The organism is Streptomyces tailanensis, from assembly GCF_008386495.1.
Classification (GTDB): Bacteria; Actinomycetota; Actinomycetes; order Streptomycetales; family Streptomycetaceae; genus Streptomyces; species Streptomyces tailanensis.
Genome location: NZ_VTHJ01000025.1, coordinates 45997 through 72772, shown reverse-complemented (window position 1 = coordinate 72772; position 26776 = coordinate 45997). Strand labels below are relative to the sequence as shown.

Genomic DNA, 26776 nt, shown 5'->3' with positions numbered 1-26776 from the left:
GACTGGCAGAGACGAAAGCGCTGCGAAAGGACTCCGCATGGCCCTGACCGCCGCGGGCTCGAGGACCTGGCTGTCCGAGAAGGACTGCGACCTCGACGAGTTCCGCGCCCTGGTCGGGCGCACCACCGACCTCGGCGACCACCCGCACGCGGAAGGCGTCGAACAGAACGTCCTCGTCTACGACAGCGAGCGGCTGCGCGCCGCGGCCGACCGCCGTGAGGTGCAGGCGGACCTCGTCCGCGCGCTGCTCGACGGCCCCGGCGTGGTCGTCCTGAAGCGGGCCTGCACCGACCCGGGTGTCGTGGACGCGGCCACCGCCGCGTTCGAGGCGCTCATCGAGGAGGAGCGCGCGTCCGGCACGGCCCGCGGCGACCACTTCGCGAAGCCCGGCGCCAACGACCGCGTGTGGAACGCACTGGAGAAGATGGCCGTACGGGCCCCGGAGGCATTCGCCGACTATTACGCGGGCGACATGCTGGCGCTGGTCTCCGAGGCCTGGCTCGGCCCCGGCTACCAGGTGACCTCCCAGATCAACGTGGTCAACCCGGGCGGGGCGGCGCAGAGCGCGCACCGCGACTACCACCTCGGCTTCCTCGGCCAGGAGCAGGCGGCCGCGTACCCGGCGCACGTCCACCGGCTCTCCCCGGTGCTGACGCTGCAGGGCGCGGTGGCCCACTGCGACATGCCCGTCGAGTCCGGCCCGACCCTGTACCTGCCGCACTCCCAGAAGTACGAGCCCGGCTATCTGGCCTGGCGCCTGCCGGAGTTCATCGCGTACTTCGACGAGCACCACGTCCAGCTCCCCCTGGACAAGGGCGACGCGGTCTTCTTCAATCCCGCGCTCTTCCACGCCGCCGGACACAACCGCTCCGCGGACATCAGGCGCATGGCGAACCTGCTCCAGGTCTCCTCCGCCTTCGGCCGCGCGATGGAGACCGTGGACCGCGAGGCCATGGCGAACGCCCTGTTCCCGGTCCTGCTCGCACGCCGGGACGAGGGCGCGGGCGAGGACTGGTTGCGGCACGTAGTGGCCGCCACCGCCGAGGGCTACCCCTTCCCGACCAACCTGGACCGGGACCCGCCGGTCGACGGACTGGCCCCGCCGTCGCAGGCGGACACGTTGTGGCGGGCCGTGACGGAGGGCTGGAGCCCGGAGCGACTGCGCGAGGAACTGCGGGCGGGCGCGGAGCGGCGCCGCACTTGATCGATGCGCGCGCGTACCTGATCGATACGCGACAACTGATCGATGCGCGGCAAGCAACTGTTCGAAAGGAATCTCCCCCATGGCACTACTGGAGGACAAGGTCGTCCTCGTCAACGGCGGCAGCCAGGGCGTCGGCGAGGGCATCGTGCGGGCGGCTCTGCGCGAGGGCGCGACCGTCGCCTTCACGGGCCGTCGCGCCGAGGCCGGCGAGAAGCTGGCGGCGGACACCGGCGCCACGTTCGTACGGGCGGACCTCACGGACCCGGCGCAGGTGCGCGGCAGCGTGGAGCGGGTGATCGAGGCCCACGGCCGTATCGACAGCCTGGTCAACGCGGCCGGGCTGACCTCCCGTGGCTCGCTGCTCGACACCTCGCCGGAGCTGTTCGACGCCCACATCGCGATCAATCTGCGCGCGCCCTTCTTCGCGATGCAGGCGGTCGTGGCGCATCTGACGGCCCGGAAGGCTCCCGGCACGATCGTCAACATCGGCTCGAACTGCGCGCACGGCGGCCCGCCGCACCTGGCGCCGTACTCCGCCGCGAAGGCGGGCCTGGCGGGCCTGACGCGCAACGCCGCCCACGCCCACCGCTGGGACCGGATCCGGATCAACGACCTGAACATCGGCTGGACGGAGACCGAGGGCGAGGACGCGATCCAGCGGGAGTTCCACGGGGCGGGCGACGACTGGCGGGAGCGGGCCGCCGAGCGCCTGCCGATGGGCAAGCTGGGCCAGGTCGACGAGATCGCCGACTTCGTCGTCTTCCTGCTGTCCGACCGCAGTGGCGTGGTGACCGGTTCGGTCATCGACTGGGACCAGAACGTCATGGGCGCGTCCGACTGACCCGTTACGCCCCGACCTGCTTGTATCCACCTCTCCACCTCATCGCACATCCTCATTGCACATCCGAAAGGGACATTGGTCATGCGCATTGGCATCCTGGGGCTGGGCCGTATCGGCGCCTTCCACGCCGGAACCCTCGCCGGGCTCGACGTCGTGGAGGAGCTGGTGGTCTCCGACCCGGTGGCCGCGGCCGCCACGTCGGCCGCCGAGAAGTTCGGCGCCACGGTCGCCGACTCCCCCGAGGCGGTGTTCGCCTCCGGCATCGACGGTGTCGTGATCACCGCGGCGACGGACGCGCACCCGGGGCTGATCCTCGCCGCGGTCGAGGCCGGCATCCCGGTGTTCTGCGAGAAGCCGGTGGCGAAGACGGTCGAGGAGAGCCTCACCGTGCTGCGCGCCGTGCGGGACAGTGGCATCGAGGTGCAGATCGGCTACAACCGCCGCTTCGACGCGGGCTGTGTGGCCGCCAGGAAGGCCGTACTCAGCGGCGAGTTGGGCGCACTGCACACCGTACGGTCGACAACGCTGGACCCCGCCCCGCCGCCGGCGGCCTACGTCGCGGTGTCGGGCGGCATCTTCCGGGACTGCGCGGTGCACGACTTCGATATCGTGCGCTGGGTGACGGGCCGCGAGGTCGTCGAGGTGTACGCGACGGGCGGCAACAAGGGCGCGGACTACATCAAGGAGGCCGGTGACGTCGACACGGCGTCCGCCCTGCTCACCTTCGACGACGGCACCATCGGCGTCATCTCCAACACCCGTCACAACGCCCGCGGTTACGACGTCCGCCTGGAGGTGCACGGCATGAAGGACAGCATCGCCGCCGGCCTCGACAACCAGCTCGCCCTCCGCTCCGCCGAGCCGGGCGTCACCTTCCCCCCGGGCCCCCCGCACAACTTCTTCATGGACCGCTTCGCCCCCGCCTACCGCACCGAACTCACCGCCTTCACCGAGGTCGTGGCCGGCACCCGCACGTCCCCCTGCACGGTCACCGACGCCATCGAGGCCAGCTGGATCGCGGAGGCCTGCACCCTGTCGGTGGCAGAGCGGCGGCCGGTACGGCTGGACGAGGTACGCAAGGAAATCGCCTAGGTTCAGGCCACACCAGGCAGACCACAGTCCCGGCGGCCTCGGTCCGAAACCGCCGCCGGGCCTCACCGGAGCGTCCCCCGCTTGCCGCTCCTCGCGGCTCAGGTCGGGCCGGGCCGGAGCGTCCGACGAGGCGGGAGCGGCCCCGGAAACCCCACCCGTCTCCTCGGCGACGAGGGCGTCCAGGAGGTCGTCATCGGCCCCGGTGTCGTCCTGGATCATCATGCCCAGCTCCTCGGCACGCGGGGTCCCGGCCGTGCGGCACTGGGACACCCACAGGTCGTCCTCACGCACCCATGCGGCAAGGGCGTCGTCGGTGTGAACCGGTACGTCCGTCTCGGGGATGTCGAGCGCCGAGTGCACGACCGGGTAGTACAGGTTGCCCGCCGTGCGCTGCACGATCCGCACCGGCCGACACGGTCCGCGCCGCCCCGCAGCAGGATGGCGAGACCGACCTCCGCCTCGGCCTTCAGCAGTCGGTCCCCAGGGCGTCGCGAGAAGCGGTCCTCCCGCAGAACGGCCATCGCCGCGGCCACGGCCGCGTCACTGCCGCCCGGCCGGCTGCCGTGAGTTCCGGCTCCCCGGCAGACGGCGGATCGTCCTCCTCGCCCGCCCCCGACTCCTCCGATTCGTCGGACACGACGTCGATGTCCCGGCCCTTTGCCCGGCCCGCAGCGCCGCCGCATCCCGCTCACCGAGTCCGGCCAGTCGGGCCACTCCGTCCACGACCCGGGACATCACGAATCCGTCGGCGTCCGCGTAGCGGAGGAGAAGCGTTCGCACCACATCAACCCTGGGGAACACAATTTCTCCACGGAACAGTGCAACCTTTTCCATATCCGGGATGTCCGCGTCATTGTGTACATGCACTCCCTGGACGGGCAGCCCCAACCGGTCCGGTTCACCCCGCAGCCGTTCCCGCTCGGCACCACCGAGCCCCAAGGCCTGCACATGCTCTTCAAACGTGGCGCGTTGACGATGTCAACAGATTGAACGTCTATCGATAATTCCCACAATCGTGTACGGTGACGGCGGTCGCAGCGTCCCCTCTGCCACGATGGGCGGTGCGGCAAGCAGGTCAGGGGGACGCATTCCGTTTCAGAAGTGTGAGAACCCGCGGAGACAGGGACAGAGGAGCGGGGCGTGAGCCACGAGCTGGTCGACGGCAGATTCCGTATCGGGCGCGTCATCGGCAAGGGCAACATGGGGGAGGTGCACCGGGCCGAGGACCTGAACGCCCTCGAGGGTTCGCCCGAGCGTGCGGTCGCGTTCAAGACCATCCTTCGCCGCCGCACCGGCCTTCGGATCGACACCGGCGCCGACCCCAAGGCAGTTCAGCGCTTCGCGCGCGAGGTGCGGATCATGCGCCGCCTGCACCATCCCAACCTCACTCGGCTCATCGCGGGCGGAGTCGCCGAGGACCAGGGCAGCCTCCCCTATCTCGCCATGGAGCTCCTGGACGGCGAGACGCTGCGCGATCTCATCGAGGAGGAACCTCAGCTCCCCATCTCCTGGGCCGCCGCCATCGGCGCACAGGTCGCCGCGGGTCTGGCGGCCGCGCACACCGCGGGCGTCGTTCACCGTGATCTGAAGCCCGCGAACCTCATGCTGACCGAGGGCGGCACGGTCAAGGTTCTCGACTTCGGCATGGGCCGCATCGTGGACGACCCGGACGAGACACGGCTGACCAGCACGGGTGTCAGCGTCGGGACCGCCCGCTACATGGCTCCGGAACAGTTCGAGGCCAAGCAGGTCACGCAAGCCGCCGATCTGTACGCGCTGGGGTGTGTGCTGTACGAGATGCTCGTCGGCGTTCCTCCCTTCACGAGCGAGTCCCCGTTCGAGCTCGCGGACAAGCACACCAGGCAGGAGCCCGCACCCGTCGCCGGCATCCGCGGCGGCATCCCCAGCGAGCTCGCGCGTCTCGTCCACAGGCTGCTCGCGAAGGACCCGGCGGCCCGCCCCGCGGACGCCGTCGCGGTTCGCGACGCGCTGCTGCCCCTGGCCACGGCGGACGAGGACTCCGCGCGGCTGCCGCACTGGAGCGCCCTGGACCCCACCGGCCCGCTGCGTGCCTCCACCACCCGGGCCCCCGTGCGCGACGCGGTGGCCCCGACGCCTGCCCCGGTGACCGTCTCCGGCTCCGGAATGGATGTCTTCGGTGTGCATCGCGCGCTGATCAAGGACTACCGGTCCTTCACCGAGGGCGGCACCGTCATCCGCGACGACCGTATCGCGGCGTTCGTCGAGGACGACCTCGACAGCAAGTCGCAATGGCCCGACCCGTGGCTGTCGCTGAACCCGTTCTTCCAGAGCGGCGGCACGGTGGTCGAACTCGCCGGGCAGAAGGTGCTGCACGACGAGTGCGCCCGTATCTTCCAGGCGAAGAAGACCGAGGGCGGCACGGTCCCCGACGGCCGCCCCCTGACGCTCCACCAGCACCAGCGCGAGGCGATCGACGCCGCCGCGTCCGGTGCGTCGTATGTCCTGACGACGGGCACCGGTTCCGGCAAGTCGCTCGCGTACATCGTCCCGATCGTGAACAAGGTGCTCCACCAGCGGGACACCGAGGGACCGAACGCGCCCAAGCGGGTGCGGGCGATCATCGTCTACCCGATGAACGCGCTCGCCAACAGCCAGCTCAAGGAGCTGGAGAAGTATCTGCGCGACGGCTACGGCGCGGGCCGCGAGCCGGTCACCTTCGCCCGGTACACCGGCCAGGAGGACGACGAGAAGCGCAAGGAGATCCGCGACAACCCGCCGGACATCCTGCTCACCAACTACGTGATGCTGGAACTGATGCTGACCCGCCCGGCCGACCGGGCGAGCCTCATCAAGATGGCGCGGGGCCTGGAATTCCTGGTCTTCGACGAGTTGCACACCTACCGCGGCCGACAGGGCGCCGACGTCGCCCTGCTGATCCGCCGCGTCCGCGAGGCCTGCGAGGCGCAGGACCTGCAGTGCATCGGCACGTCAGCCACCATGTCCACGGAGGGCACGCTCGACGACCAGAAGAAGGTCGTCGCCTCAGTGGCGAGCACCCTGTTCGGTACGCCGGTGCGCCCGGAGCACGTCATCGGCGAGACCCTGGTCCGCGCGACCCACGAGACACCCGACACCGTTCCCGCCGAGCGTCTCAACTCCCCCGCCGCGCCGCGCGCGTACGACGATCTCGTACGCGACCCGCTGGCCCGCTGGATCGAGACCCGCTTCGGCCTGGCGACCGACGAGGCCACCGGGCGGCTGATCCGCCAGCAGCCCACGAAGATCGAGGTCGCGGCGAAGGAGCTGCACGAGCAGTCCGGGGTAGCCGAGGACCAGTGTGTCGCCGCGATCCGCGCCACTCTGGAGGCCGGTTCGCAGGCGCGCCACCCGGTGACCGAGCGGCCGCTGTTCGCGTTCCGGCTGCACCAGTTCCTCTCCAAGGGCGACACCGTGTATGTCACCCTGGAGGACAAGCTCTCGCGCCACCTCACCCGCTCGTACCAGCTCGAACAGCCGGGCAGCGACGGCAAGTTGCTGATGCCGCTGGCGTTCTGCCGGGAGTGCGGGCAGGAATATCTGACGGTGTGGCGGACCGAGAAGGACGGCGAGGTCCGGTACGAGGCGCGCCGGGACACCTCCGCGACGGGCGGGCGACAGGGCGACGGCTATCTGTACGTCGACCACGAGCGGGCGTGGCCGTCCAACGTCCAGTACGCCGTGGATGACCGCCGACTGCCCGAGTCCTGGCTGGAGTTGGACGACAGGGGCCAGGAGGTCGTCAAGAAGTCGTACCGCGACCGGGTGCCGCGTGCCGTCACGGTGGATCCGCGCGGCCGCGAGGGGAGCGGCGAACTCCAGGCCGCCTTCGTCCCCTCCCCCTTCCTTTTCTGTCTGCACTGCGGGGTCGCGTACGAGCAGACGCGCGGCCGGGACTTCGCGAAGCTGGCGACGCTCGACCAGGAGGGCCGGTCCTCCGCGACCTCACTGATCTCCGCGTCGGTGGTGCGCTCGCTGAAGTCGGTGTCGGCGGAAACCCTGGACACGGAGGCGCGCAAACTCCTCACGTTCGTCGACAACCGGCAGGACGCGTCCCTCCAGGCGGGTCACTTCAACGACTTCGTGCAGATCACGCAGTTGCGCGGCGCCCTGTACCGGGCGGCTCTGGACGCGGGTGAGGACGGCGTCCACCACGAGGAACTGGCCTCGTCGGTGACGAACGCGCTCGCCATCGAGCCGGCCGACTACACCGGCGAGAGCGATCTGCCGCCCTCCCTCGCCCGCAACGCCGCCAAGACCCTCCGTGACGTGATCGCGTTCCGGCTCTATCTGGACCTGGAGCGCGGCTGGCGCATCACCATGCCGAACCTGGAGCAGACCGGCCTGCTGGAGATCGGCTACGAGGACCTGGAATGGGTGGCGGCCAAGCAGGACCGGTGGGCGGGCACGCACGAGGCGCTGCGCGACGCCGACCCGTCGCTGCGGGCCGAGGTCATGAAGGCAGTGCTCAACGAGATGCGCCGCTCCCTCGCCATCGACGTCTCGTACTTCCGTGACGACTTCGACTCGCTCCAGCGGGCGAGCGAGGAGCGGCTGATCGACCCGTGGGTGCTGTCCGCCGCGGACAAGCCGAAGGTCGGCACGGCCTATCCGCACCCGTCCCGCCCGGGCATGGACCGCTCGGCTCTGTTCCTTTCGGCGCGCGGCAAGTTCGGCAAGTACCTGGGGCGCGCGGACTCGTCGTTCAAGGTGCGCCCTGGCTTCGACCTGGCCGATCTCCAGCAGGTCATCGAGGAGTTGCTGAAGGTTCTGGCCAAGGCGGGCCTGGTGAAGGAGGTGACGGAGACCCCGCAGCGCGCGGGCCGCTACCGCAGGTCCTCCGCCCCGGCCGCCACCGGCTACCGCGTGGCCGCCCAGTCCCTCGTCTGGCGTGCGGGCAGGGGCGAGAGGGGCACGCACGACCCACTGACCCGCACCTACCAGAGCGGCGACGGCCCGCGCGTCAACACCTTCTTCCGCGACCTGTACAAGGACGCGGCAGGCACCCTGTCCGGCCTGTTCGCGCGCGAGCACACCGCGCAGGTCTCGCCGGAGGAGCGGGAGCAGCGCGAAGAGGCCTTCCGCAAGGCGGAGTTGAAGCTGTTGTACTGCTCCCCGACAATGGAGCTGGGTGTCGACATCTCCCAGCTCAACGCGGTGATGATGCGCAATGTGCCGCCCACACCCGCGAACTACGCGCAGCGCTCGGGACGCGCGGGCCGCAGCGGCCAGCCCGCCCTCGTCACCACGTACTGCGCGACGGGAAACAGCCACGACCAGTACTACTTCCGCCGCTCGGAGCGCATGGTCGCGGGTGCCGTAGCCCCGCCGCGCCTGGACCTCGCCAACGAGGATCTGGTGCTTTCCCATCTCCAGGGCATCTGGATCGCGGAGGCCGGCCTGAAGCTGGGCCGGGCCATCCCCGAGGTGCTCGACGTGTCGTACCCGGACACAGGTGACCGTCCGCACCCCGCGCTGGAACTGCTGCCGGACATCCTCGCGGCCTCCCTCGACGAGAGCGCCCGGCGCCGCACCGTCGACGCGGCCCTGCGCGTCCTCGGCCCGCTCCTGCCCGACTTCGCCGACACCACGTGGTGGCACGACGACTGGATCCAGGACCGTGTGCGGACCGTGGCGACCCGCTTCGACCGGGCCTTCGACCGCTGGCGGCAACTGTTCCGCTCCGCCCTCGACGACCAGTACATCCAGAACAGGCGCCGCCTCGACTACAGCCTCACCGAGGGCGACCGCATCCGTGCCAACGCCCGCCGCCGTGAGGCCGAGACACAACTGAACCTGTTGATGAACGAGAGCGTCGACAGCAAGTCGGTCCTCTCCGACTTCAACCCGTACCGCTATCTGGCATCCGAGGGCTTCCTGCCCGGCTACAGCTTCCCGCGGCTCCCGCTCGCCGCGTACATCCCGACCGTCGGCCGCCGCCGCGGGGACGGCGACTACCTCCAGCGCCCGCGCTTCCTCGCGATCCGCGAGTTCGGCCCCGGTGCGCTGATCTACCACGAGGGCGCCCGCTACCAGGTGACCCGCATCCAGCTGCCACCGGACTCCTCGGGCGAGCTGGCGACCAGCGAGGCCCGCCGCTGCGCGAGTTGCGGCTACCACCACGATCCGGAGCAGTTGGAGGACCGCTGCGCCATGTGCCACGAGCCGCTGGGCGCGGCGACGTACGGCCTGCTGCACCTGCACACCGTGTACACCACCCGCCGTGAGCGGATCTCCTCCGACGAGGAGGAGCGGCGCCGCGCCGGCTTCAAGCTGGAGACGTCGTACCGCTTCCAGGACCACGGCACCCGCAAGGGCCGCCTGAACGCGGCGGTCACCGACGCCTCGGGCGCGCCGCTCGCCGACGTGGCGTACGGCGACTCGGCGACAGTCCGCATCACCAACATCGGGCGGGTGCGCGCCAAGAGCGACGAGCCGGCCGGGTACTGGCTGGACCTCGCGGACGGCCGCTGGATGAACGACAAGGACGCGTCAGAGGCGTCCGGCGACTCCAGCGAGCTGCCCGTGATCGACTCGGACGGCAATGAGCGACGCCGCAAGAAGCGGGTCATCCCGTACGTGGAGGACCGCCGCAACATCCTCGTCGTCACCCTCGACGAGCCGCTGCCGGAGCCGGTGGCGCTCTCCTTGATGTACGCCCTGGAACGGGGCATCGAGGCCGCGTTCGAGCTGGAGGACGCCGAACTGTCCAGCGAGCTGCTGCCGCCGGACGACGGCCCCCGCAACCGCATCCTGTTCACGGAGGCCGCCGAGGGCGGGGCGGGTGTGCTGCGCCGCCTCCAGGCCGAGCCCGACGCCCTGGCGAAGGCGGCCGTACGCGCCCTGGACATCTGCCACTTCGCCGCGGACGGCACCGACCAGGGCGGCCCGCACCCGGACCGGCCGTGCGCGCTCGGCTGCTACGAGTGCCTGCTGACCTACGGCAACCAGCTCAACCACGCGCTCATCAACCGCCACTCGGTGCGGGACCTGCTGGTGCGGCTCGCGTCGGCGACGGCCCGGCGGGAGTCGCGCGGCGAGTCGCGCTCGGAGCAGTACCGGCGACTGCTCGACCAGGTCTCCCCCGACCCCGACCCCGACCCCGACCCCGCCGAGCCGACACCGGTCGAGGCATCGGCGGCCGAGCTGGCCGCTCAGGGCGACTTCCTTGGCTGGGCGAAGGCGCGCGGCCTGCGGCTGCCGGACGAACCGGGCTCGTTCCTCACCGAGGCGATGGCGACCCCCGACTACGTGTACCGCCTGCCCGGCGTGAACGTAGCGGTCTTCGTAGACCTACCGGACAAGGAGCAGGACACCTTCCGGGACGAGGACGCCGAGGACCGCCTGTTCAACGCCCGCTGGGACGTCATCCGCTTCGCGCACGACGTCGACTGGGACGCCGTCGCCGCCGCCAACTCCCGCTACTTCGGCTCTCCGGCCGCCAACTGACCGCCCGCCCCATCCACCATCCGGTCGGACCCAACACGAGGACTCGAAGACTCACATGGCACTCACGTACTCCGCCGGTTCCCTGGTGAAGGCCCGCGGCCGGGAATGGGTCGTGCTCCCCGAGAGCAAGCCCGATCTGCTCGTCCTGCGTCCGCTGGGCGGCTCGGACGACGACATCGCTGCCGTGTTCCCGGCGTTCGAGACGGTGGACGAGGCGAAGTTCGCGCCGCCGGAGCCGAGCGACCTCGGTGACCAGCGGGCGGCAGGCCTGCTGCGTACGGCGCTGCGCGTCGGCTTCCGCTCGGGCGCGGGCCCGTTCCGCTCGCTGGCCGGGATCGCGGTGGAGCCGCGCGCGTATCAGCTGGTTCCACTGCTGATGGCCCTGCGGCAGAAGACGGTCCGCATGCTGATCTCGGACGACGTCGGCATCGGCAAGACGATCGAGGCGGGCCTGGTCGCGAGCGAACTCCTCGCGCAGGGCGAGGCGACCGGCCTGGCAGTCCTCTGCTCCCCCGCGCTCGCCGAGCAGTGGCAGCAGGAGCTGCGCACGAAGTTCGGCATCGACGCGGAGCTGGTCCTCTCCTCGACGGTCTCGCGCCTCGAACGGGGCCTGGACCTGGGCCAGTCCCTCTTCGACAAGTACCCACACGTGATCGTCTCGACGGACTTCATCAAGTCCCCGCGCCACCGGGACGACTTCGTACGCCACTGCCCCGACCTCGTGATCGTCGACGAGGCCCACACCTGCGTGGTCGCCGACGACACCTCCACGGCTTCGCAGAACCAGCTCCGCTACGAGCTGCTGCGCCGCGTCTCGCAGGACGAGACCCGGCACCTGCTGCTCGTGACGGCGACCCCGCACAGCGGCAAGGAGTCCGCGTTCCGCAACCTCCTCGGCCTGGTCAAGCCCGAACTGGCCGACGTGAGCCTGGATTCGGAGGCGGGCAGGAAGCTCCTCGCCCAGCACTTCGTGGCGCGCAAGCGGGCCGACGTACGCCAGTACCTCACCAAGGAGGACGGTCTCACCGACGACTCCCTCGCGGAGCGGACCGCGTTCCCCTCGGACCGTTACTTCAAGGACGAGACGTACAAGCTGTCGCCGGAGTACCGGGCCCTGCTCGACGACGCGATCGCGTACGCGAGTGAGCGCGTCGAGCAGGCGGGCAGCCAGGGCAAGCGGGAGGCGCGCATCGCCTGGTGGTCGGCGATCGCGCTGCTCCGCTCCCTGGTGTCGTCGCCGCGCGCCGCCGCGCAGACGCTGCGGACGCGTTCGGCGGCGGCGATCGCCGCGTCGGCGGAGGAGGCCGACAAGCTGGGCGCCCCGCTCAACAGCGACGCCGCCGACAGTGACGCGATGGAGGGCATGGACGTCGCACCGGGCGCGGAGACGACCGAGGACCCACGCTCCTACCTCGCCGAACTCGCCGACATCGCCGAGCAGTTGGAAGGCCCGGCCAAGGACCTCAAGCTCAAGGCGCTGATCAAGCACCTCAAGGCGCTCCTCGCGGACGGCCACAACCCGATCGTGTTCTGCCGCTACATCCCGACGGCCGAGTACCTCGCCGCCCAGTTGGAGAACGACAAGGAGTCCGGCAGGCGCGGCCCGCTCGGCGCCAAGACCGTCGTGAAGGCGGTCACCGGCACGCTCTCCCCGCAGCAGCGCCTGGAGCGCATCGAGAAGCTCGCCGAGGAGGCCGGCGAGGACGCCGCCGCCCGCCGCGTCCTGATCGCGACGGACTGTCTGTCGGAGGGCGTGAACCTCCAGCACCACTTCGACGCCGTCGTCCACTACGACCTGGCCTGGAACCCGACCCGTCACGACCAGCGCGAGGGCCGCGTCGACCGCTACGGCCAGCGCAAGGACCAGGTCCGCGTCATCACCCTGTACGGCGACGACAACGGCATCGACGGCAAGGTCCTCGAAGTCCTCATCAAGAAGCACCGCCAGATCAAGAAGGACCTCGGCATCTCCGTCTCCGTCCCCGACGAACTGTCGACGGGCGTGACGGACGCGATCGTCGAGTGGCTGCTGATGCGGGGGCGCGAGGACGAGGACGCGCTCTTCAGCGCGGACGCGTTCAAGGTGAGCACGGCGAAGCTGGACAGCGACTGGAACTCCGCGGCCGAGCGCGAGAAGGCGTCGCGTTCGCGATTCGCGCAGCGTTCCGTGCGTCCGCAGGAGGTGGCCCGCGAGGTCGCGGCAGTCCGGGAGGCTCTGGGCGGCGCGGACGAGATCGACACGTTCGTACGGGAGTCACTGGGCGCCCTCGGTGCCGTCCTCCGCGGCGACGGCGAGGACTTCACGGCCCAGGTGGGCGGCACGCCCATCGGCCTGCGGGACGCGCTCGCGCCGACGGTCGGCGCGGAGGTGATCGAGAAGGACCGCCCGATCCCGTTCCGCGCGAACCCGGCGGTGGCGAGGGGCGAGGCGGCCCTCGTCCGGACGGACCCGGTCGTGGGCGCCCTCGCGTCCCACGTCCTGAACGCCGCCCTGGACACCCAGGCGGACGGCGCCCGCCCGGCGCGGCGCTGCGGCGTGGTCACGACGGACGCGGTCGGCACCCTCACGACCCTCCTCCTCGTCCGTTACCGCTTCCACCTCACGCTGCCCTCGCGCAGCGGCGAGAAGCAGGTGGTCGCGGAGGACGCGCGGCTGATCGCCTTCGAAGGCTCCGCGAGGAAGGCGGAGTGGCTGCCGCCGAAGCGGGCCCGGGACCTGCTCGACGCGACGGCGTCCGAGAGCACGGACCGCCACTTCGGCGAGCGCACGATGACCCGTCTGCTCACCCAACTCCCCGATGTGTACGGCCATTTGGAGACGTACGGCGAGGAGTTGGCCGCCGAGCTGGATGCCTCCCACCGCCGGGTTCGCCAGGCCTCCGGTGAGATCGTGCGTGGCCTGTCCGTCACCGTGCAGAAGCCCGCCGACATCCTCGGCGCGTACGTGTACCTGCCCGCCGCCCCTGCCGCAGCCCCGGCCGTTGCTACTGGGGCCGTTGCTACTGGGGCCGTTGCCACTGGAGTGTCCGCCTGATGTCCGCCGTCACCCGCAACCAGGTGTTCACCGCCGTCCACACGGTCGGCGCTCTGCTGCCGGCCGACATGCTGCTCCGGATCTCCGAGGGCAAGGACGTCCCCGGCTCCAAGCCCGCAGGCTACGGCCTGCCGTCGTCCCGTTCGGTACCGGACGAGGCCGAGCGCAGCTGGGAGTACCTGAAGCCGCTCTGGCGCGACCTGCGCAAGCACCTCCCCGAGAACCCGGAGACCGGCGCTGCGGCCTCCGACCCGACCGGGCTCGCCGGCAGCGACTGGCTGGCCCCGCTCTGGCGAGAACTGGGCTTCGGCCCGCTCACAGCGGTCGGCCCGGCGGGCGTGACCGCCGACTCCGACGCGGAGAAAGGCTTCCAGGTCTCGCACCGCTGGCGGCACACCCTTATCCACCAGACGGCGTGGAACGCCAACCTGGACAAGCGCCCCGGCGGCGCGGGCACGGTCCCGCCGCAGTCGATGCTCCAGGAGTGCCTGAACCGGACGGAAGCCCACCTGTGGGGAATGCTGACGAACGGCCGCCAGGTCCGGCTCCTGCGTGACTCCAGCGCGCTGGCCACTGCCTCGTACGTCGAATTCGACCTTGAGGCGATCTTCGACGGCGAGCTCTTCAGCGAATTCGTCCTGCTGTACCGGCTGCTGCATGTGTCGCGGTTCGAGGTGGCGGAGGACGCGGCCCCGTCGGCGTGCTGGCTGGAGAAGTGGCGTACGGAGGCGATCGCTTCGGGGACGCGGGCCCTGGACCAGCTCCGCAAGGGCGTACAGACCGCGATCACCACGCTCGGCACCGGCTTCCTCAAGCACCCCGCCAACCGCGAGCTGCGCGAAACGCTGGACGTCACGACCTTCCACTACGCCCTGCTGCGCCTGGTCTACCGGCTGCTCTTCCTCTTCGTCGCCGAAGACCGTGAGGCTCTACTGGCACCCTCGGCGGACGCCACCGCCAAAGAGCGCTACGCCACGTACTTCTCCTCCGCCCGGCTGCGCCGACACGCCCAGCGGCGCCGGGGCACCGCCCACGGCGACCTCTACCAGGCCCTGTGCTTCGTCCTCTCGGGTCTCGGCAGCGACGACGGCCGCCCGGAGCTGGGCCTGCCCGGCCTCGGCGGCATCTTCGACGACACCGAGACCGACAAGATCCTGCACAGCCTCGCCCTGTCGAATGAGCCCCTGCTCGACGCCGTACGCGCCCTGTCGATCGTTCGCGACACCAACTCCAAGCGCAACCGCGTCGTCGACTACCGCCACCTGGACGCCGAGGAACTCGGCTCCATCTACGAGTCCCTGCTGGAGCTCGTCCCCAAGCACGACGCCACCGAGCGCCACTTCGAACTGATCGAGGTGGCAGGCAACGCCCGCAAGACGACCGGCTCGTACTACACCCCCTCCTCGCTCATCGACTGCCTCCTCGACTCCGCCCTCGACCCGGTCATCGACGACGCGGTCAAGCGCGCCGAAATCCGCGCCACCCGCTCCGGCCAGCCCGACCCCGGCCCGGCCATCGTCGAGGAACTGCTCAACCTCACCATCTGCGACCCCGCCTGCGGCTCCGGCCACTTCCTTGTCGCCGCCGCCCGCCGCATAGCCAAGCGCGTCGCCGCCGTCCGCGAGCACAACCCCGAGCCGACGCTGGACGCCGTACGCCACGCCCTGCACGAGGTCGTAGCCCGCTGCATCTACGGCGTGGACCTCAACCCCATGGCGGTTGAACTCGCCAAGGTCTCCCTGTGGCTGGAGGCCCTTGAGCCAGGCAAGCCGCTGGGCTTCCTCGACGCCCACATCAAGCACGGCAACGCACTGCTGGGGGCGACCCCGGCCCTATTGGCGGGCGGCATACCCGACGACGCCTTCAAGCCGATCGAGGGCGATGACAAGAAGATCGCGGCGGCTCTGAAGAAGCGGAACGCCAAGGAGCGCGGCGGCCAGCTCAGCTTCCACACCGAAGAGCGCATCTGGGTGTCCAACGCCGCCTTCGCGGCCAGCCTGCGCGACATCACCGCCGCCCCGGCCAACACCCTGCGCGACGTGCGGCTGCAGTCCAGCCGCTTCCGTGACCTGGAGCAGTCCGCGGACTACCTCCGCGCCCTGACCATCGCCGACGCCTGGTGCGCCGCCTTCGTCTGGCCGAAGCAGCAGGGCGCGCCGACTCCGGTCACCGAGGGTGTGTTCCGCGACCTCCAGAGCCCGGGCGCCGGGGTTCCCGTCACCACCAACGAGGAGATCATCCACCTCGCCCACCAGTACAAGTTCTTCCACTGGCATCTGGAGTTCCCCGACGTCTTCCACGTCTCCGAGAGTGCGGACGCTGACGTGGATCCCTCCGTCGGATGGGCCGGAGGCTTCTCCTCTGTGCTGGGCAACCCGCCGTGGGAACGCATCAAGCTCCAGGAGCAGGAGTTCTTCGCTCAACGGGACGCGGCCATCGCCAACGCTCCGAACGCCGCTGCCCGAAAGAAGCTCATCGCTGCCCTGCCGACGACGAACCCTGACCTCTTCAGCGAGTTCACCGCAGCCAAGCGCCGCGCCGAGGGTGAGAGCCAGTTCTTGCGCTCCTCACTGCGCTACCCGCTCACCGGCCGAGGCGATATCAACACTTACGCGGTCTTCGCCGAAACGGACCGCGCGCTCGTTGGCCCCGTGGGCCGTACCGGCGTGATCGTGCCCACAGGGATCGCTACCGACGCCACCACGCAGTTCTTTTTCAAGGATCTCGTTCAGAAAGGCTCCCTCGCCTCGCTGTACGACTTCGAGAACGCCGCACCCCTCTTCCCTGGTGTGCATCGCTCATTTAAGTTCAGCCTACTCACCCTCGCCGGCCGCGCCACCCGCGAATCTGCCGCCAGCTTCGCCTTCTTCCTTCACGACCCAGCCGAACTCGATGCAGCTGGCAAGCGCTTCATACTCACCCCCGAGGAGATCACCCTCCTCAATCCCAACACCGGCACTTGTCCAGTCTTCCGCTCACGCCGTGACGCCGAGATCACCCTCGGGATTTACCGACGCGTCCCCGTCCTCATCAAGGAAGGCGCCGAAGACGGTAACCCGTGGGGGGTGTCGTTCATGACGATGTTCCACATGTCCAACGACTCGCACCTGTTCCACACCGGCGGGCAGCTCGAGGCTGACGGCTGGACCCTCACCGGCAACACCTTCACACGCGGCACCGCCCGTATGCTCCCGCTCTACGAAGCGAAGATGCTCCACCACTACGACCACCGCTGGGCCACGTACGACGAAGACGGTTCCATTCGCGACTTCACCCTGCAGGAAAAGCAGGACGCCGACGCTATAGTTCTGCCCAGGTACTGGGTGGCCGAGCAGGAGGTTAACGAGAAGCTGGCCGCCAAGCAGTGGCAGAGAGAATGGCTTCTCGGTTGGCGCGACATCTGCCGAGCAACTGATGAGCGAACGGCGATCTCGTTTGCCTTCCCCAAATCTGCTGTCGGCAACAAGGTGCCCGTGATGCTCGCGAACCAGCATCCGTTCCTGCTGAGCTCACTAATCGCGTGCCAGTCATCCTTCGCCCATGACTTCGCCAGCCGGCAGAAGGTGGGCGGGATCACTATGAACTTCTTTATCTGGCAGCAGCTGCCCGTCTTGGGCCCCGGGACATTGCAGCCACACTCCACCTGGATCGCCACCCGCCTCAGGGAGCTGATCTACCTTGCTCATGACATGACGGAATTCGCGGCCGAACTCGGCGACACAGGCGCCCCCTTTCACTGGGACGAGAGCCGTCGCCAGGTCATCCGGGCCGAACTCGATGCCCTCTTCTTCCACCTCTACGGAATCTCCCGCGAGGACGCCGACTACATCCTCGACACCTTCCCCATCGTCCGCCGCAAGGACGAGGCCAAGTACGGCTCGTACAGAACCAAGGAGCTGATCCTCGCCGAGTACGACCGCATGGCCGAGGCCGGGCTCACCCTCGACAACCCCTTGGTGGACGGCGAGACCTATACCTCCGCCCTCACCCCGCCCCCCGGCCACGGCCCCCGCCACGAAGGAACCGGAGAGTGACGAGTCCGCCGTCGGCCGGCGGGGCGGGGCAGCCGGTGTCGGGGGCACGGGCCGAGGCGGTCGCACGGGAGCGGGAGCGGCTGAGGGCGCTCAGGGAGCGCCGCGACGCCCAGAGTGCGGACGCGGGGGTCGACGGGTTCACCGTACGCAGGTGGCGGAAGGTGGGGGTGTTCGGAGCCCAGGCGGTACTGCAGGCCCACGCTCTGCTCCAACAACTCGTATCCCTCACACAGGACGCGACGCACGACGCCCTGGCCGACGCCCTGCGCGACGAACCGGACGACCGGCTGCTGCCTGCTGTGCGGACCGTCCTCGAACGAGCCGACCCAGCCACGGTCGCCGCGGCACTTACGGCGGTCCACGCGGGCGGCTTCCTATGGCTGACCGAGGTCGGGGAGCAACGGCTCACCGCCCTGACAGCGGGCGACGACACGCTCGCCGCCTCCGGGAGCGAGGCCCCCTCCGGGGCCTTCGCCCTCCTCTCGGCGCTCGCGACGGATGGTACGGCCACCTTCCCGCCTCGGATGCTGCCGCGTGTGCTTCCCTGGATACCGCTGAGCGTCCTCGACGATCTCATTGACACCGGAGCGGTCGGCCCCGAGCATCAGCCCTGGCAGTACCGGGCCGATGAGCCGGAGCACGCGTACCTCAAAGCCCGGCTGGTTCCCGATCAGGTAACCGCCGAGCAGGCAACTGCGCTGGAGTGGACGGCCCGGCAGCGGCGGAACGCGTTTCTCGCCGGGGGCGAGCCGCTGCCCTCGGTCGGCGACGTCTACGACCTCTTGGAGCGAGTTGCCGACGGCGACGCTTCGGTGGTGAAGGAGCTCGAAAGGAAGCTGCCCCGCGATCTGGTGCTCCGGCTGCGCCGGCTTCTGGACGGGGTCGATGTCGGCAACTGGGACCGGGACATATGGGAGGACAGGGGGCTGTGGCGGCTCATTTTCTCTCTGTGGGAACCCAAGGCAGCCGTCAACCCGTCGCGGTCACCCCTGCACGCGCTCATGGCCCTGCGTCAGGCCTACGACCTGCTGTGCCTGAACGACCTCGCCCGTGCGTCGTCCCAGATAGACAAGCTGGTGTCGTTCGAGACCGCTGATCCGGCCTACCGGGCCGAGGCGCTCAACTTCCATGCGTACACGCTGTTTCTCCGGGAGGAACTGAACGCGGCGGCCGTCGTCCTGAAGGGGATCAGCGGATCGCTCGAGCTGGCCGAGTCCAACCTCCGCATGGTCGAGCAGCGTCGGACGGTTCCCCGTAACGACAGACCGGCAGCGTCCAACCCCTATCTGGACCTCGGGCTACCGCACGGCGCGCCGAGCTGGGAGACCCGGTACCGGGACCTCCGCCGGGAGCATGTGCACGACGTGGACATGAGCGCGCGGCTCAACAGCGCGATGAAACGCATCAGAGACGCCGAACGCGACGAGGACTCGTCCGGCTTCTTCGTGCTACCGCTCGACGCGGACGTGTTCGAGCTTCCGGACGAGGTGCCGGTCACGCTGATCCCGCCCCTGGCCCCGCTGACCAGGCGAACGATCCCTCACTCTCCCGAAGGCCTCGGGCTCGTGCGGCAGCGAGCGGTGGCGGATCTGCTGCCCCACCTGCTCAGCACCCCCCGGCGCCCCGATCGCAACGCAAGGATGCACACACAGTGAAAAAGGTGCCCCGCAGCCAGCGGAAGACCACAGCGGCCCCCAAGCGCATTACCCCCAAGGGGAACAACGGCCTCAAACATCGTCGGGAGAAGCAGCGGGCGGCGGCCGATGTCCCCAAGGACTCCCCTCGCACCTACCGCCCCGAGGAGCTACTCAGCCCTCACATACTGCTCTCCCGTTTCGCCGAGCGGGCGACCGGCCTCCTGACCGCTGTCCCGGAAGAGGAGCGACCCACACAGGCCGCTGTGACGGCTGCCTTGCGCCAGGCCGTACTGGAGGCGTTTCGCTCCAGGGAGGAGTACGTGGCCCGGATGGTCGAGGTCGATCTGCTCGCCGGCGCGCCCAACCAGAGTGCCAGTTCGCTTCGGAAGGGCATCCGTACTGCCTTGCTGGACCAAGGCGTGCGGTGCGTGGACTCACCCGACGGCGAAAGCGAGCTCTTCGTGGTGGTGGAAGGCGATGGTGAGGCGTTCGAGGTGCTGCGCCCGGCCTACGTGGACCAGGCCACCGGCAAGCTGGTGCTCTCCGGACAACTGCGCCGCCTGCCCGGGCCCGGCGGAGGAGACCACTCTGCCGGGGACGACGAGGCGTCGAACGGGGAGGGCGTGTGACCGCCACCGGGATCGATTTCGGCACCACCAACTCCGTGGTGGCCCAGTGGCTGGGCGCCGACGCTGACGTACTGCTACTGGACGCCCACCACATCGACGCCGACTGGCGCCATCCCGGCTTCGAGTACCTCTTCCCGTCGGTGGTGGGCATGAGTTCGCTGCGTCGGGGGGCGTTGTTCGGCTGGGAGGCCAAGCTCCGCTCCGAAGAGGCGGCCGAGGCCTGCAAAAGACTCCTCAAGAGCGACGAGTACGTCACGATTCACGGCCGCAGGTTCGCGGCCACGACGGTGGCCGCCGGTGTCTTCCAGGCCATGCGGAAGGGCGCGGAGCACAACCTCACCGCCATCGACCAGGCCGTGATCACCGTGCCCGCCAACGCCACGGGCGCCGCGCGCTATCGCACGCGCGCCGCAGCGCAGTTCGCGGGCATCGACGTCCTGGCGCTGCTCAACGAACCGACGGCAGCCGCGATCTCGTACGTGCACGAGCTACAAGAAGCCCGCACCATCTTGGTCTTCGACTGGGGTGGCGGCACGATCGACGTCACCGTGCTCGACTACCAGGACGGGTTCTTCGAGGAGCTTGCGTCACGGGGTGTAACCGAGCTTGGCGGTCTGGAGATCGACCGTCGTCTGCGTGACCTCGTCCTCGAACGGGCTCCGGCGCGATCGGCGTGGACGCCTGCGCAGGAGCGGCAGTTCGGGCTGGACGTGGAGCGCAGCAAGATCCGTCTGTCCTCCGAGGACTCCGTCACCGTCAGGACTCCGGACGGTGACACCGTCGAGGTGTGGCAGGAGGAGCTGGAGGACGCCATCACCGACCTCGTGGACCGCGCCCTCGCACCGGTCCAGCAGTGCCTCACCGACCTGCATATGGCACCTCTGGACGTGGACGCGGTGCTGATGATTGGCGGCACCAGTCAGATCCCGAGCGTCCGGATGGCGGTCGCCGAGGTCATGCAGCAGCAGCCTGTCGAGGTCGGCGTGTGCGATCCCATGACGGCGGTCGCCCGCGGTGCCTCCATTGCGGCAGCTGTGCTGTCGGGGGAGGCTGACGGCGTGATCCAGGTGGCGACAAGCCATGCCCTGGGTACGGTCGTCACAGACGACACCGGCCAGCGGAAGTTCAGTCAGATCATTCCGCGCAACTCACCGCTGCCGTGGAAGGAGCGCAAGAACTACACACCGCGCCTGGACAACGCCAGCAGTCTCACCGTGGAGATCTGGGAGGGTGACCCGGACCGGCCTCTGGACCACCCCGACAACGTGAAGTTGACAGACCTCCGACTCACCTATCGGGACCCCCGGGCTCGTGAGGACTCCCGCTTCCTGCTGGAGTACACGTACGACACGAACGGGCTCCTGCACGTCAAGGCGACCCTTGAACGCACCGGCGAGGAGGTACTGAACGAGGAGATCAAGAGTTTCAGCTCTGGTGGTCCGACGCCGGCGGTTCGCAAGGAACTCAATGATCTGCTCGCTGGCAACACGGTCACCAGGCCGCTGTCGGCGTCGGCTCGGAAGCGAGCCACGGGTTCAGCGCCTGCGGCGCTCGTGGTAGACGGCTCCAACCTGGCGTGGATCGGCAGGTCGCCGCGGCAACCTGGTGTGTACGGCAGCGACGACCGACCGTCCTACGCTCAACTGCTGTCCGCGCGCGACGCCCTGACATCGAAGTACCCCGACGCCATGCTCCACGTGGTCGTCGACGCCACCTTCAGGCACAAGGTCGCGGAGGAAGAACGTGCGGCTGTGGATGCGGCGCTCAGCAAAGGCGATCTCATCCAGCCTCCGGCCGGAACCGAGGGCAAGGGCGATGCGCTTGTCACGGCAATCGCAGAGGACACCGGCGGAACCGTCGTCACCAACGACAACTATGTCGAGTTGCAGAACAGATATCCCTGGTTGCGGGACAAGGAACGAGTGCTCGGGGTCACTTTGTCGCAAGGTATGTGGGTTTTCACACCGCGCACCTGCGTACTGCCTCGCCACCGGATCGTACGAGCGGAGGTGCCTCAGCAGTCCCGGGCCTTGATTCCCCCGAGCCCCGGCCCGCTCCCCGAGTTCAGATACCACCGCCCCCACGAGGAGTAGTGGTGAATGACACGGCAGTGAATGACAGGACGAGTCTCAGAGGCGAGATGTTGGCCCTGCTGCTCGAGCCATTGGGTGTAGACGCCACGGCCGGGCCGGCCGCGCTCCAGCGGCTCGCAAAGGACGTGGACGCGGTTGCCCAAGCGTGCGGGTGTGCCGGTCTGCCACCGTCCGGGAGCACCCTTCGGTGGGTGTCCGAAGCCGTGGCGGCGTGCGTCGAAGAACAGGAACTGGTCCGCCTGGCAACAGCTCGGGGCCGCACTCTGACGCCCGACGGGGCCAGATTCCTCCGGGAGTTGATGCGGCTCGAAGGAGTACGGTCGCATCTCCAGGCGCTTGAGGGTGTGCCGGTGGAAGCGCTTCGGGCGGACCTCGCGGCTGTGGCGATCGCGGAACGGCTACTGCCTGGAGCCCTTGAGCCGTGTCGTCGTGCGGATCAGGAATGGCCCAAGGAGATCTGGCGTTCGATCCGTGAGATCGATATCGAAGGCGCGCTGACCGACCTGAGTCGTCGCCGAAGAACCCGGCAGGCTGCAGATGCGCGTGAGCTCGTGCTCAGGCACAGTGTCTCGGCAGCTCGTGATCTGCGGAACCGGGATCTGGTGACGCGGCTTGAGAAGGTGCGGGACTTCGTCGCCGCGGAGAAGTCGTACGAGGCGCTCCTGTCCGTGCGACCGGAGTGGTGGCGCTGGCTCGGGCCGGACGGGCGGTTGGGGTTCAGATCGGATCGGTGTGATGCCCTGGTGTGGGCGATCAAGGCTCGCGACACCGGCGCCGTTTCGGGGAGCGCTCTGGACATGTTCGCGGACGACAGCGCGCGGGCGGTGATCGAGCACGGGCTCGCGACGACGCCCCTGAGCACGACCGCGTCCCTGGCCGCGCCTGCCACGAGTTCGGCTGCACGGCTCGTGGCGGGGCTGCCGGCGGTCGCCTCTCGGACCGCCCTCAGCGAGCTGCGAGCGTTTGAGTCCTGGTACACGAAAAACGTCGAGTTGTTCGACCGCGTGGCAGCGGCCATGGACGTGCGGCGAACCGAACCAGATCTCCGCGAGGCCCTTCAGCTCCTGGTCGACCGATTCGCACACCCGTCCGGGGCGGTGGGCGCGAGCCGATCGGCCTGCCGCGATATTCAGTCCAGGCTCCGGGCCGAGGTCGAGGCTCGCCTTCAGCCAACGTCGTACTCCGCGCACGTAATCGAGAGCGAGGATCTCGTCGGGGCCATCAGCCACATCGGGGCGCTCGAACGCGAACTGCGCGATGCCGTGCGGGCCATGCCCGCGGTGAGAGGCAGGCTTCTCGTGGCCATCGCCGGAAGAACCAAGTCCGGGAAGACCACGCTCCGCAAAGCCCTCACCCGTGACGCGGACCGAACCGGGATCGGGCGAGGTGCGCACCGCACCACACGGAAGACCTCCGCGTTCGAGCTCGGCTCCGTGACCTACCTCGACACGCCCGGCGTCGCCGCGAAGGACGACGACCTCGACGCCCAACACGCTCGGGCCGCGTGCGACATCGCCGACGCGGTCATATGGAACTACGCCGACACGCTGCGCGACGAGGAGTCATCCGAACTCCAACGACTCCTCCTCTCGGGAAAACCTCTGCTCGCTGTCGTCAACGTGAAGGAACGAGTCGACACACCGGACCGCCTTCAACTCTTCGCCCAGCGCCCGGAGAGAGCGTTCGCGTCGGCGCCGGGTCACGCCGTCCGGATCGAGCAGGTCTCCAGAGCGGTCGGAGTCGCATCGCCCGTCGTCCTCGCGGTCCACTCCGGTGCCGCGCACGAAGCCTTGTCCACGGGGGATCGCGAGCTGGGAGACAGGGCCCTTCGGGCGAGCAGGTTGCCCGACCTGGAGCAGTCCCTCGCCCAACTCCTGGCCGAGCGCGCGATTCCGCTTCGTGCCGTTCGGCTGGCCGAAGGCGTGCGGGCGCCGCTCGCCGCGTTCCACGACCGGGCGGTTGAGGAACTCCCTCAGATCGGTCTCGCGCTCGGCGAACTCGAACGCTCGGCGCCGAGTCAACGGGCTGCGTTGCTCGATGTTTTCCGGATCGCGGGTCAGAAGACTCGCGACCGACTCGAAGCCAAGCGTCACCATGCCAAGGAGCGGTTGCCGGATGTGGTTCGGGACCTGGACGGCGTGGATCACGCGCAGCGATGGAGCGACTTCATCACCGGCCTGGAGTTGGAGGGACTTGTCTCGAGTCTCGGGGACGAGTTCGAGGAGGAGATGCGGAAACGGGAGAGGGTTCTGCGCGCGCAGCCAAGCACCGCGGAGCGGCAGGACGACGCGCACCTGCGTGTACGACCGCGTCCTGACGCGACGGTCGGGAGCCTGAGCGCGGCGGCTGCCAAGGGGGCGGCGACAGCCCTCTTGAGTTCCTTCGCTGCCCATGGGATCGCCAAGAAACTCGCTGCGGGTGCCAGTACGGCCAACCCTGCTGTGGTGGCAGTGAGCTACGCGCTGGACCCCCTGGTCGGAGCGGCGAAAGCGGTGAGCAGTGAGGTTGATCGCCTGCGACAGGCCAAGGACAAGTGGACTGGCGAGACCACGGCCGCGGCCGAGGCCAGGCTCGATGAGCTGTTCGACACAGTCGAAGCACAGTTGGCTCGAATCGTCGATGACGCGACGGCTCAAGTCGACGCCCAGTTCGAAGCGCAGTCCGCGGACATCAGGAGCACACGGAAACGGTTCGAGCGGGTCCGTCGGCTGCGGTCGTCCGTGCGGTCCGCCCTTGATGCCATCGACCTCGTCCTGGTACGCCGACTACTGGCCCTTGCGGGCGGGGACCCGGCGGCGATCCGTCGGGTACGCCGTACGCCGGGCGTCGAACTTCGCGTCTGGACCGACGTATCCCGCATCGCGGAAGTGCGGGCGTGTGTACAGGACCAATTCGTGGATGTTCTCACCGAGCGAATCGAGATCTGTTCGGAATCCGGGAGCCTCAGCACCCGCGGAGCAAGCGAAGGGAAGGCAGATGACTGACGGCAATCCGGTGGACGCGTCGGAGAGCGACGGGGGTCTGAAGGCCCTCGTACCCGCGCTGATCGCACGGGCTGAGAGTGCCCTGAACGCTCACCCTCGTACTCGGGGCCTGACAGCGAGCCTGCCTCATGCGGACACGAGCCCGCTGCGGATCGCGCTCCTGGGTCCGTACAGTGCGGGGAAGTCGATGCTCATCGCGGCACTGCTCCGGCTCCCGCCGGCCGCTGTCGATGAACTCGTCCACGCGGCGCCCAAGACGCACGAGCCGACGCCGTACCCGTGGAACGACGTGACGCTCGTCGACCTGCCCGGGACGCTTTCAGGCAACGACGAACATTCCAGTGCGGCGCGGCGCGGCGTGCGGGGTGCGGACGCGCTGATGATCGTGACAACGAGCGAACTACCAGGCGAAGCGGAGACCAAGGCGATTCTGCAGGCCCTCGATACCGACGGGTTCGCTGACCGAAGCGTGGTCGTCGTCAACAAGATGAACGCCGAGAACAGTGATCGCGACGTCATCCTCGATGAGATTCGCAAGCGACTCGGTCCCTTTGCCGACCGCGTCCCGATCGTCCCGACCGACGCGCGCGACTACGTCGACGCTGCCAATGACCCCGACCTCACGGTTGCTCAGCGTGAGTTGCTTGGCGCGGAGAGCGGTATCGACGTTCTGACAGCCGAGTTGCGGAGAATCATCGCACCAGGTGTCAGCGGCGTCCGTCCCAAGGCGCAGGCATTCGAACTCCTCCGGGTTCTGACGGACGCCGAACAGAAGTGGGTACTGGACGGCGAGGAACTCGGCGCCGCGGAGACGGCGAAGAAGGTCGAGGAGTCGATCTCCCGGGCGAAGGAGGGTGTGCTGAGCGCCCTGAAGAGGGAGAGCGAGGTCGTCGCTTCCAAGATCAGAACGGCGGGAGGCAGAGCCGCCGCCGGCGTCTCGGAGAAGGACGGCGTCGTCCCCGTCGACCTCGCTCGTGCCGTCAGCGAGGAACTGGTAAGCGCGAACACCGAGTTCGACGCCACGTTCTCCTCATCGGTGAGGACAGCTTTCGATGCGCTGGTCGCCGAGTACGGAACCGGTGTGCCTGAGCCTGAAGCCTGGGTGAACGACCTCGACTCACCCGAGATGACGATCGACGCGCCCTCGGATGACGAGTCACCGTTTGCACGTGCGGTCAGGGAAGCCGCGGAGAAAGCCGCGAAGGCGGGCGCCAGAAAGATGCACGAGTGGATCGGGAAGGTTACAACCGGCGGTAGCGAGCAGGGAAGCGCTGCCGCCGACGTCGCGAACTGGCTCAACAAGAACCGAGTGGGCCAGAAGGTGCTCGACGCCGGGGGAAAGATCACCAACGGCGTGGGCAAGTTCAAGCCGTGGGGCAAGGGCAAGGCGGCCAGCAAAGTCGCCGGCGCGGCCGGCAAGGTGCAGTGGGCGCTGATGGTCATGGGGCCGCTGATGGACTTGAAGAGCGTCGCGCAGGACCAGGGCAAGTGGAAGGCAATCAACGAGAACCGGAAGATGATCAGGGATCACTTCGACGAAGCGGCACGCAGACAGCGGACCAGTCTCATTGACGCCGGTGATCAGCACCTGAGCGAGTGGATCGCCGAAGTGGAACAGTCGCTCAGCGGTCTCACGAAGCAGGGTGCGGAGATCAGCGCTGAGCGTGAAACAGCGTTGGAGGGAATCAAGAGCCTCCGCGACGAGGCCGAGAAGCTTGTCAGGCCTGCCGCCGACTGACCCGGCGGGCCGGTGTCCCGGCG

At 69.0% G+C, this 26776-nt stretch carries 12 protein-coding genes; all 12 read left to right on the top strand.

Features of this window, described 5'->3' with window-relative positions:
• The first annotated feature begins 37 nt into the window (after window positions 1–37).
• The 12 genes from F3T56_RS21385 to F3T56_RS21330 all read left to right on the top strand — a co-directional run bounded on the left by F3T56_RS21385 (window position 38) and on the right by F3T56_RS21330 (window position 26753).
• Window positions 38–1204, top strand: coding sequence for a phytanoyl-CoA dioxygenase family protein (locus F3T56_RS21385; protein ID WP_149826804.1), 1167 nt, complete (start codon window positions 38–40; stop codon window positions 1202–1204).
• A 79-nt stretch (window positions 1205–1283) separates the two neighbouring features.
• Window positions 1284–2045, top strand: coding sequence for an SDR family oxidoreductase (locus F3T56_RS21380; RefSeq protein WP_149826802.1), 762 nt, complete (start codon window positions 1284–1286; stop codon window positions 2043–2045).
• Window positions 2046–2126: 81 nt separating this feature from the next.
• Complete coding sequence (locus F3T56_RS21375; protein ID WP_149826801.1) at window positions 2127–3137, top strand: Gfo/Idh/MocA family protein; 1011 nt, start codon at window positions 2127–2129, stop codon at window positions 3135–3137.
• A gap of 81 nt (window positions 3138–3218) precedes the next feature.
• Window positions 3219–3704, top strand: a complete 486-nt coding sequence (locus tag F3T56_RS46285) for a hypothetical protein (protein ID WP_172639060.1) — start codon at window positions 3219–3221, stop codon at window positions 3702–3704.
• A gap of 573 nt (window positions 3705–4277) precedes the next feature.
• Window positions 4278–10604: a protein kinase domain-containing protein gene (locus F3T56_RS21365; RefSeq protein WP_149826800.1), complete on the top strand. Its 6327-nt coding sequence runs from the start codon at window positions 4278–4280 to the stop codon at window positions 10602–10604.
• Window positions 10605–10659: 55 nt separating this feature from the next.
• Entirely contained in the window at window positions 10660–13638 is a 2979-nt protein-coding gene (locus tag F3T56_RS21360) for a DEAD/DEAH box helicase (RefSeq protein ID WP_149826799.1), read from the top strand.
• On the top strand, window positions 13638–17672 hold the full coding sequence (locus tag F3T56_RS21355) for an Eco57I restriction-modification methylase domain-containing protein (RefSeq protein ID WP_149826798.1): 4035 nt from the start codon (window positions 13638–13640) through the stop codon (window positions 17670–17672). Before F3T56_RS21360 ends, F3T56_RS21355 begins: the two co-directional genes overlap by 1 nt.
• A complete protein-coding gene (locus tag F3T56_RS21350; protein ID WP_149826797.1) occupies window positions 17669–19327 on the top strand; it encodes a hypothetical protein in 1659 nt (552 codons plus the stop codon). Before F3T56_RS21355 ends, F3T56_RS21350 begins: the two co-directional genes overlap by 4 nt.
• Before the next feature lie 5 nt (window positions 19328–19332).
• Window positions 19333–19938, top strand: coding sequence for a hypothetical protein (locus F3T56_RS21345; RefSeq protein WP_149826796.1), 606 nt, complete (start codon window positions 19333–19335; stop codon window positions 19936–19938).
• On the top strand, window positions 19935–22031 hold the full coding sequence (locus F3T56_RS21340; protein WP_149826795.1) for an Hsp70 family protein: 2097 nt from the start codon (window positions 19935–19937) through the stop codon (window positions 22029–22031). The genes F3T56_RS21345 and F3T56_RS21340 overlap by 4 nt, the downstream gene beginning before the upstream one ends.
• A 191-nt stretch (window positions 22032–22222) precedes the next feature.
• Complete coding sequence (locus F3T56_RS21335; RefSeq protein ID WP_172639059.1) at window positions 22223–25015, top strand: GTPase; 2793 nt, start codon at window positions 22223–22225, stop codon at window positions 25013–25015.
• Window positions 25008–26753 carry a GTPase gene (locus F3T56_RS21330; protein WP_172639058.1) on the top strand — a complete coding sequence of 582 codons (1746 nt, stop codon included), beginning with the start codon at window positions 25008–25010 and terminating at the stop codon, window positions 26751–26753. The genes F3T56_RS21335 and F3T56_RS21330 overlap by 8 nt, the downstream gene beginning before the upstream one ends.
• The last annotated feature ends 23 nt before the right edge of the window (window positions 26754–26776 follow it).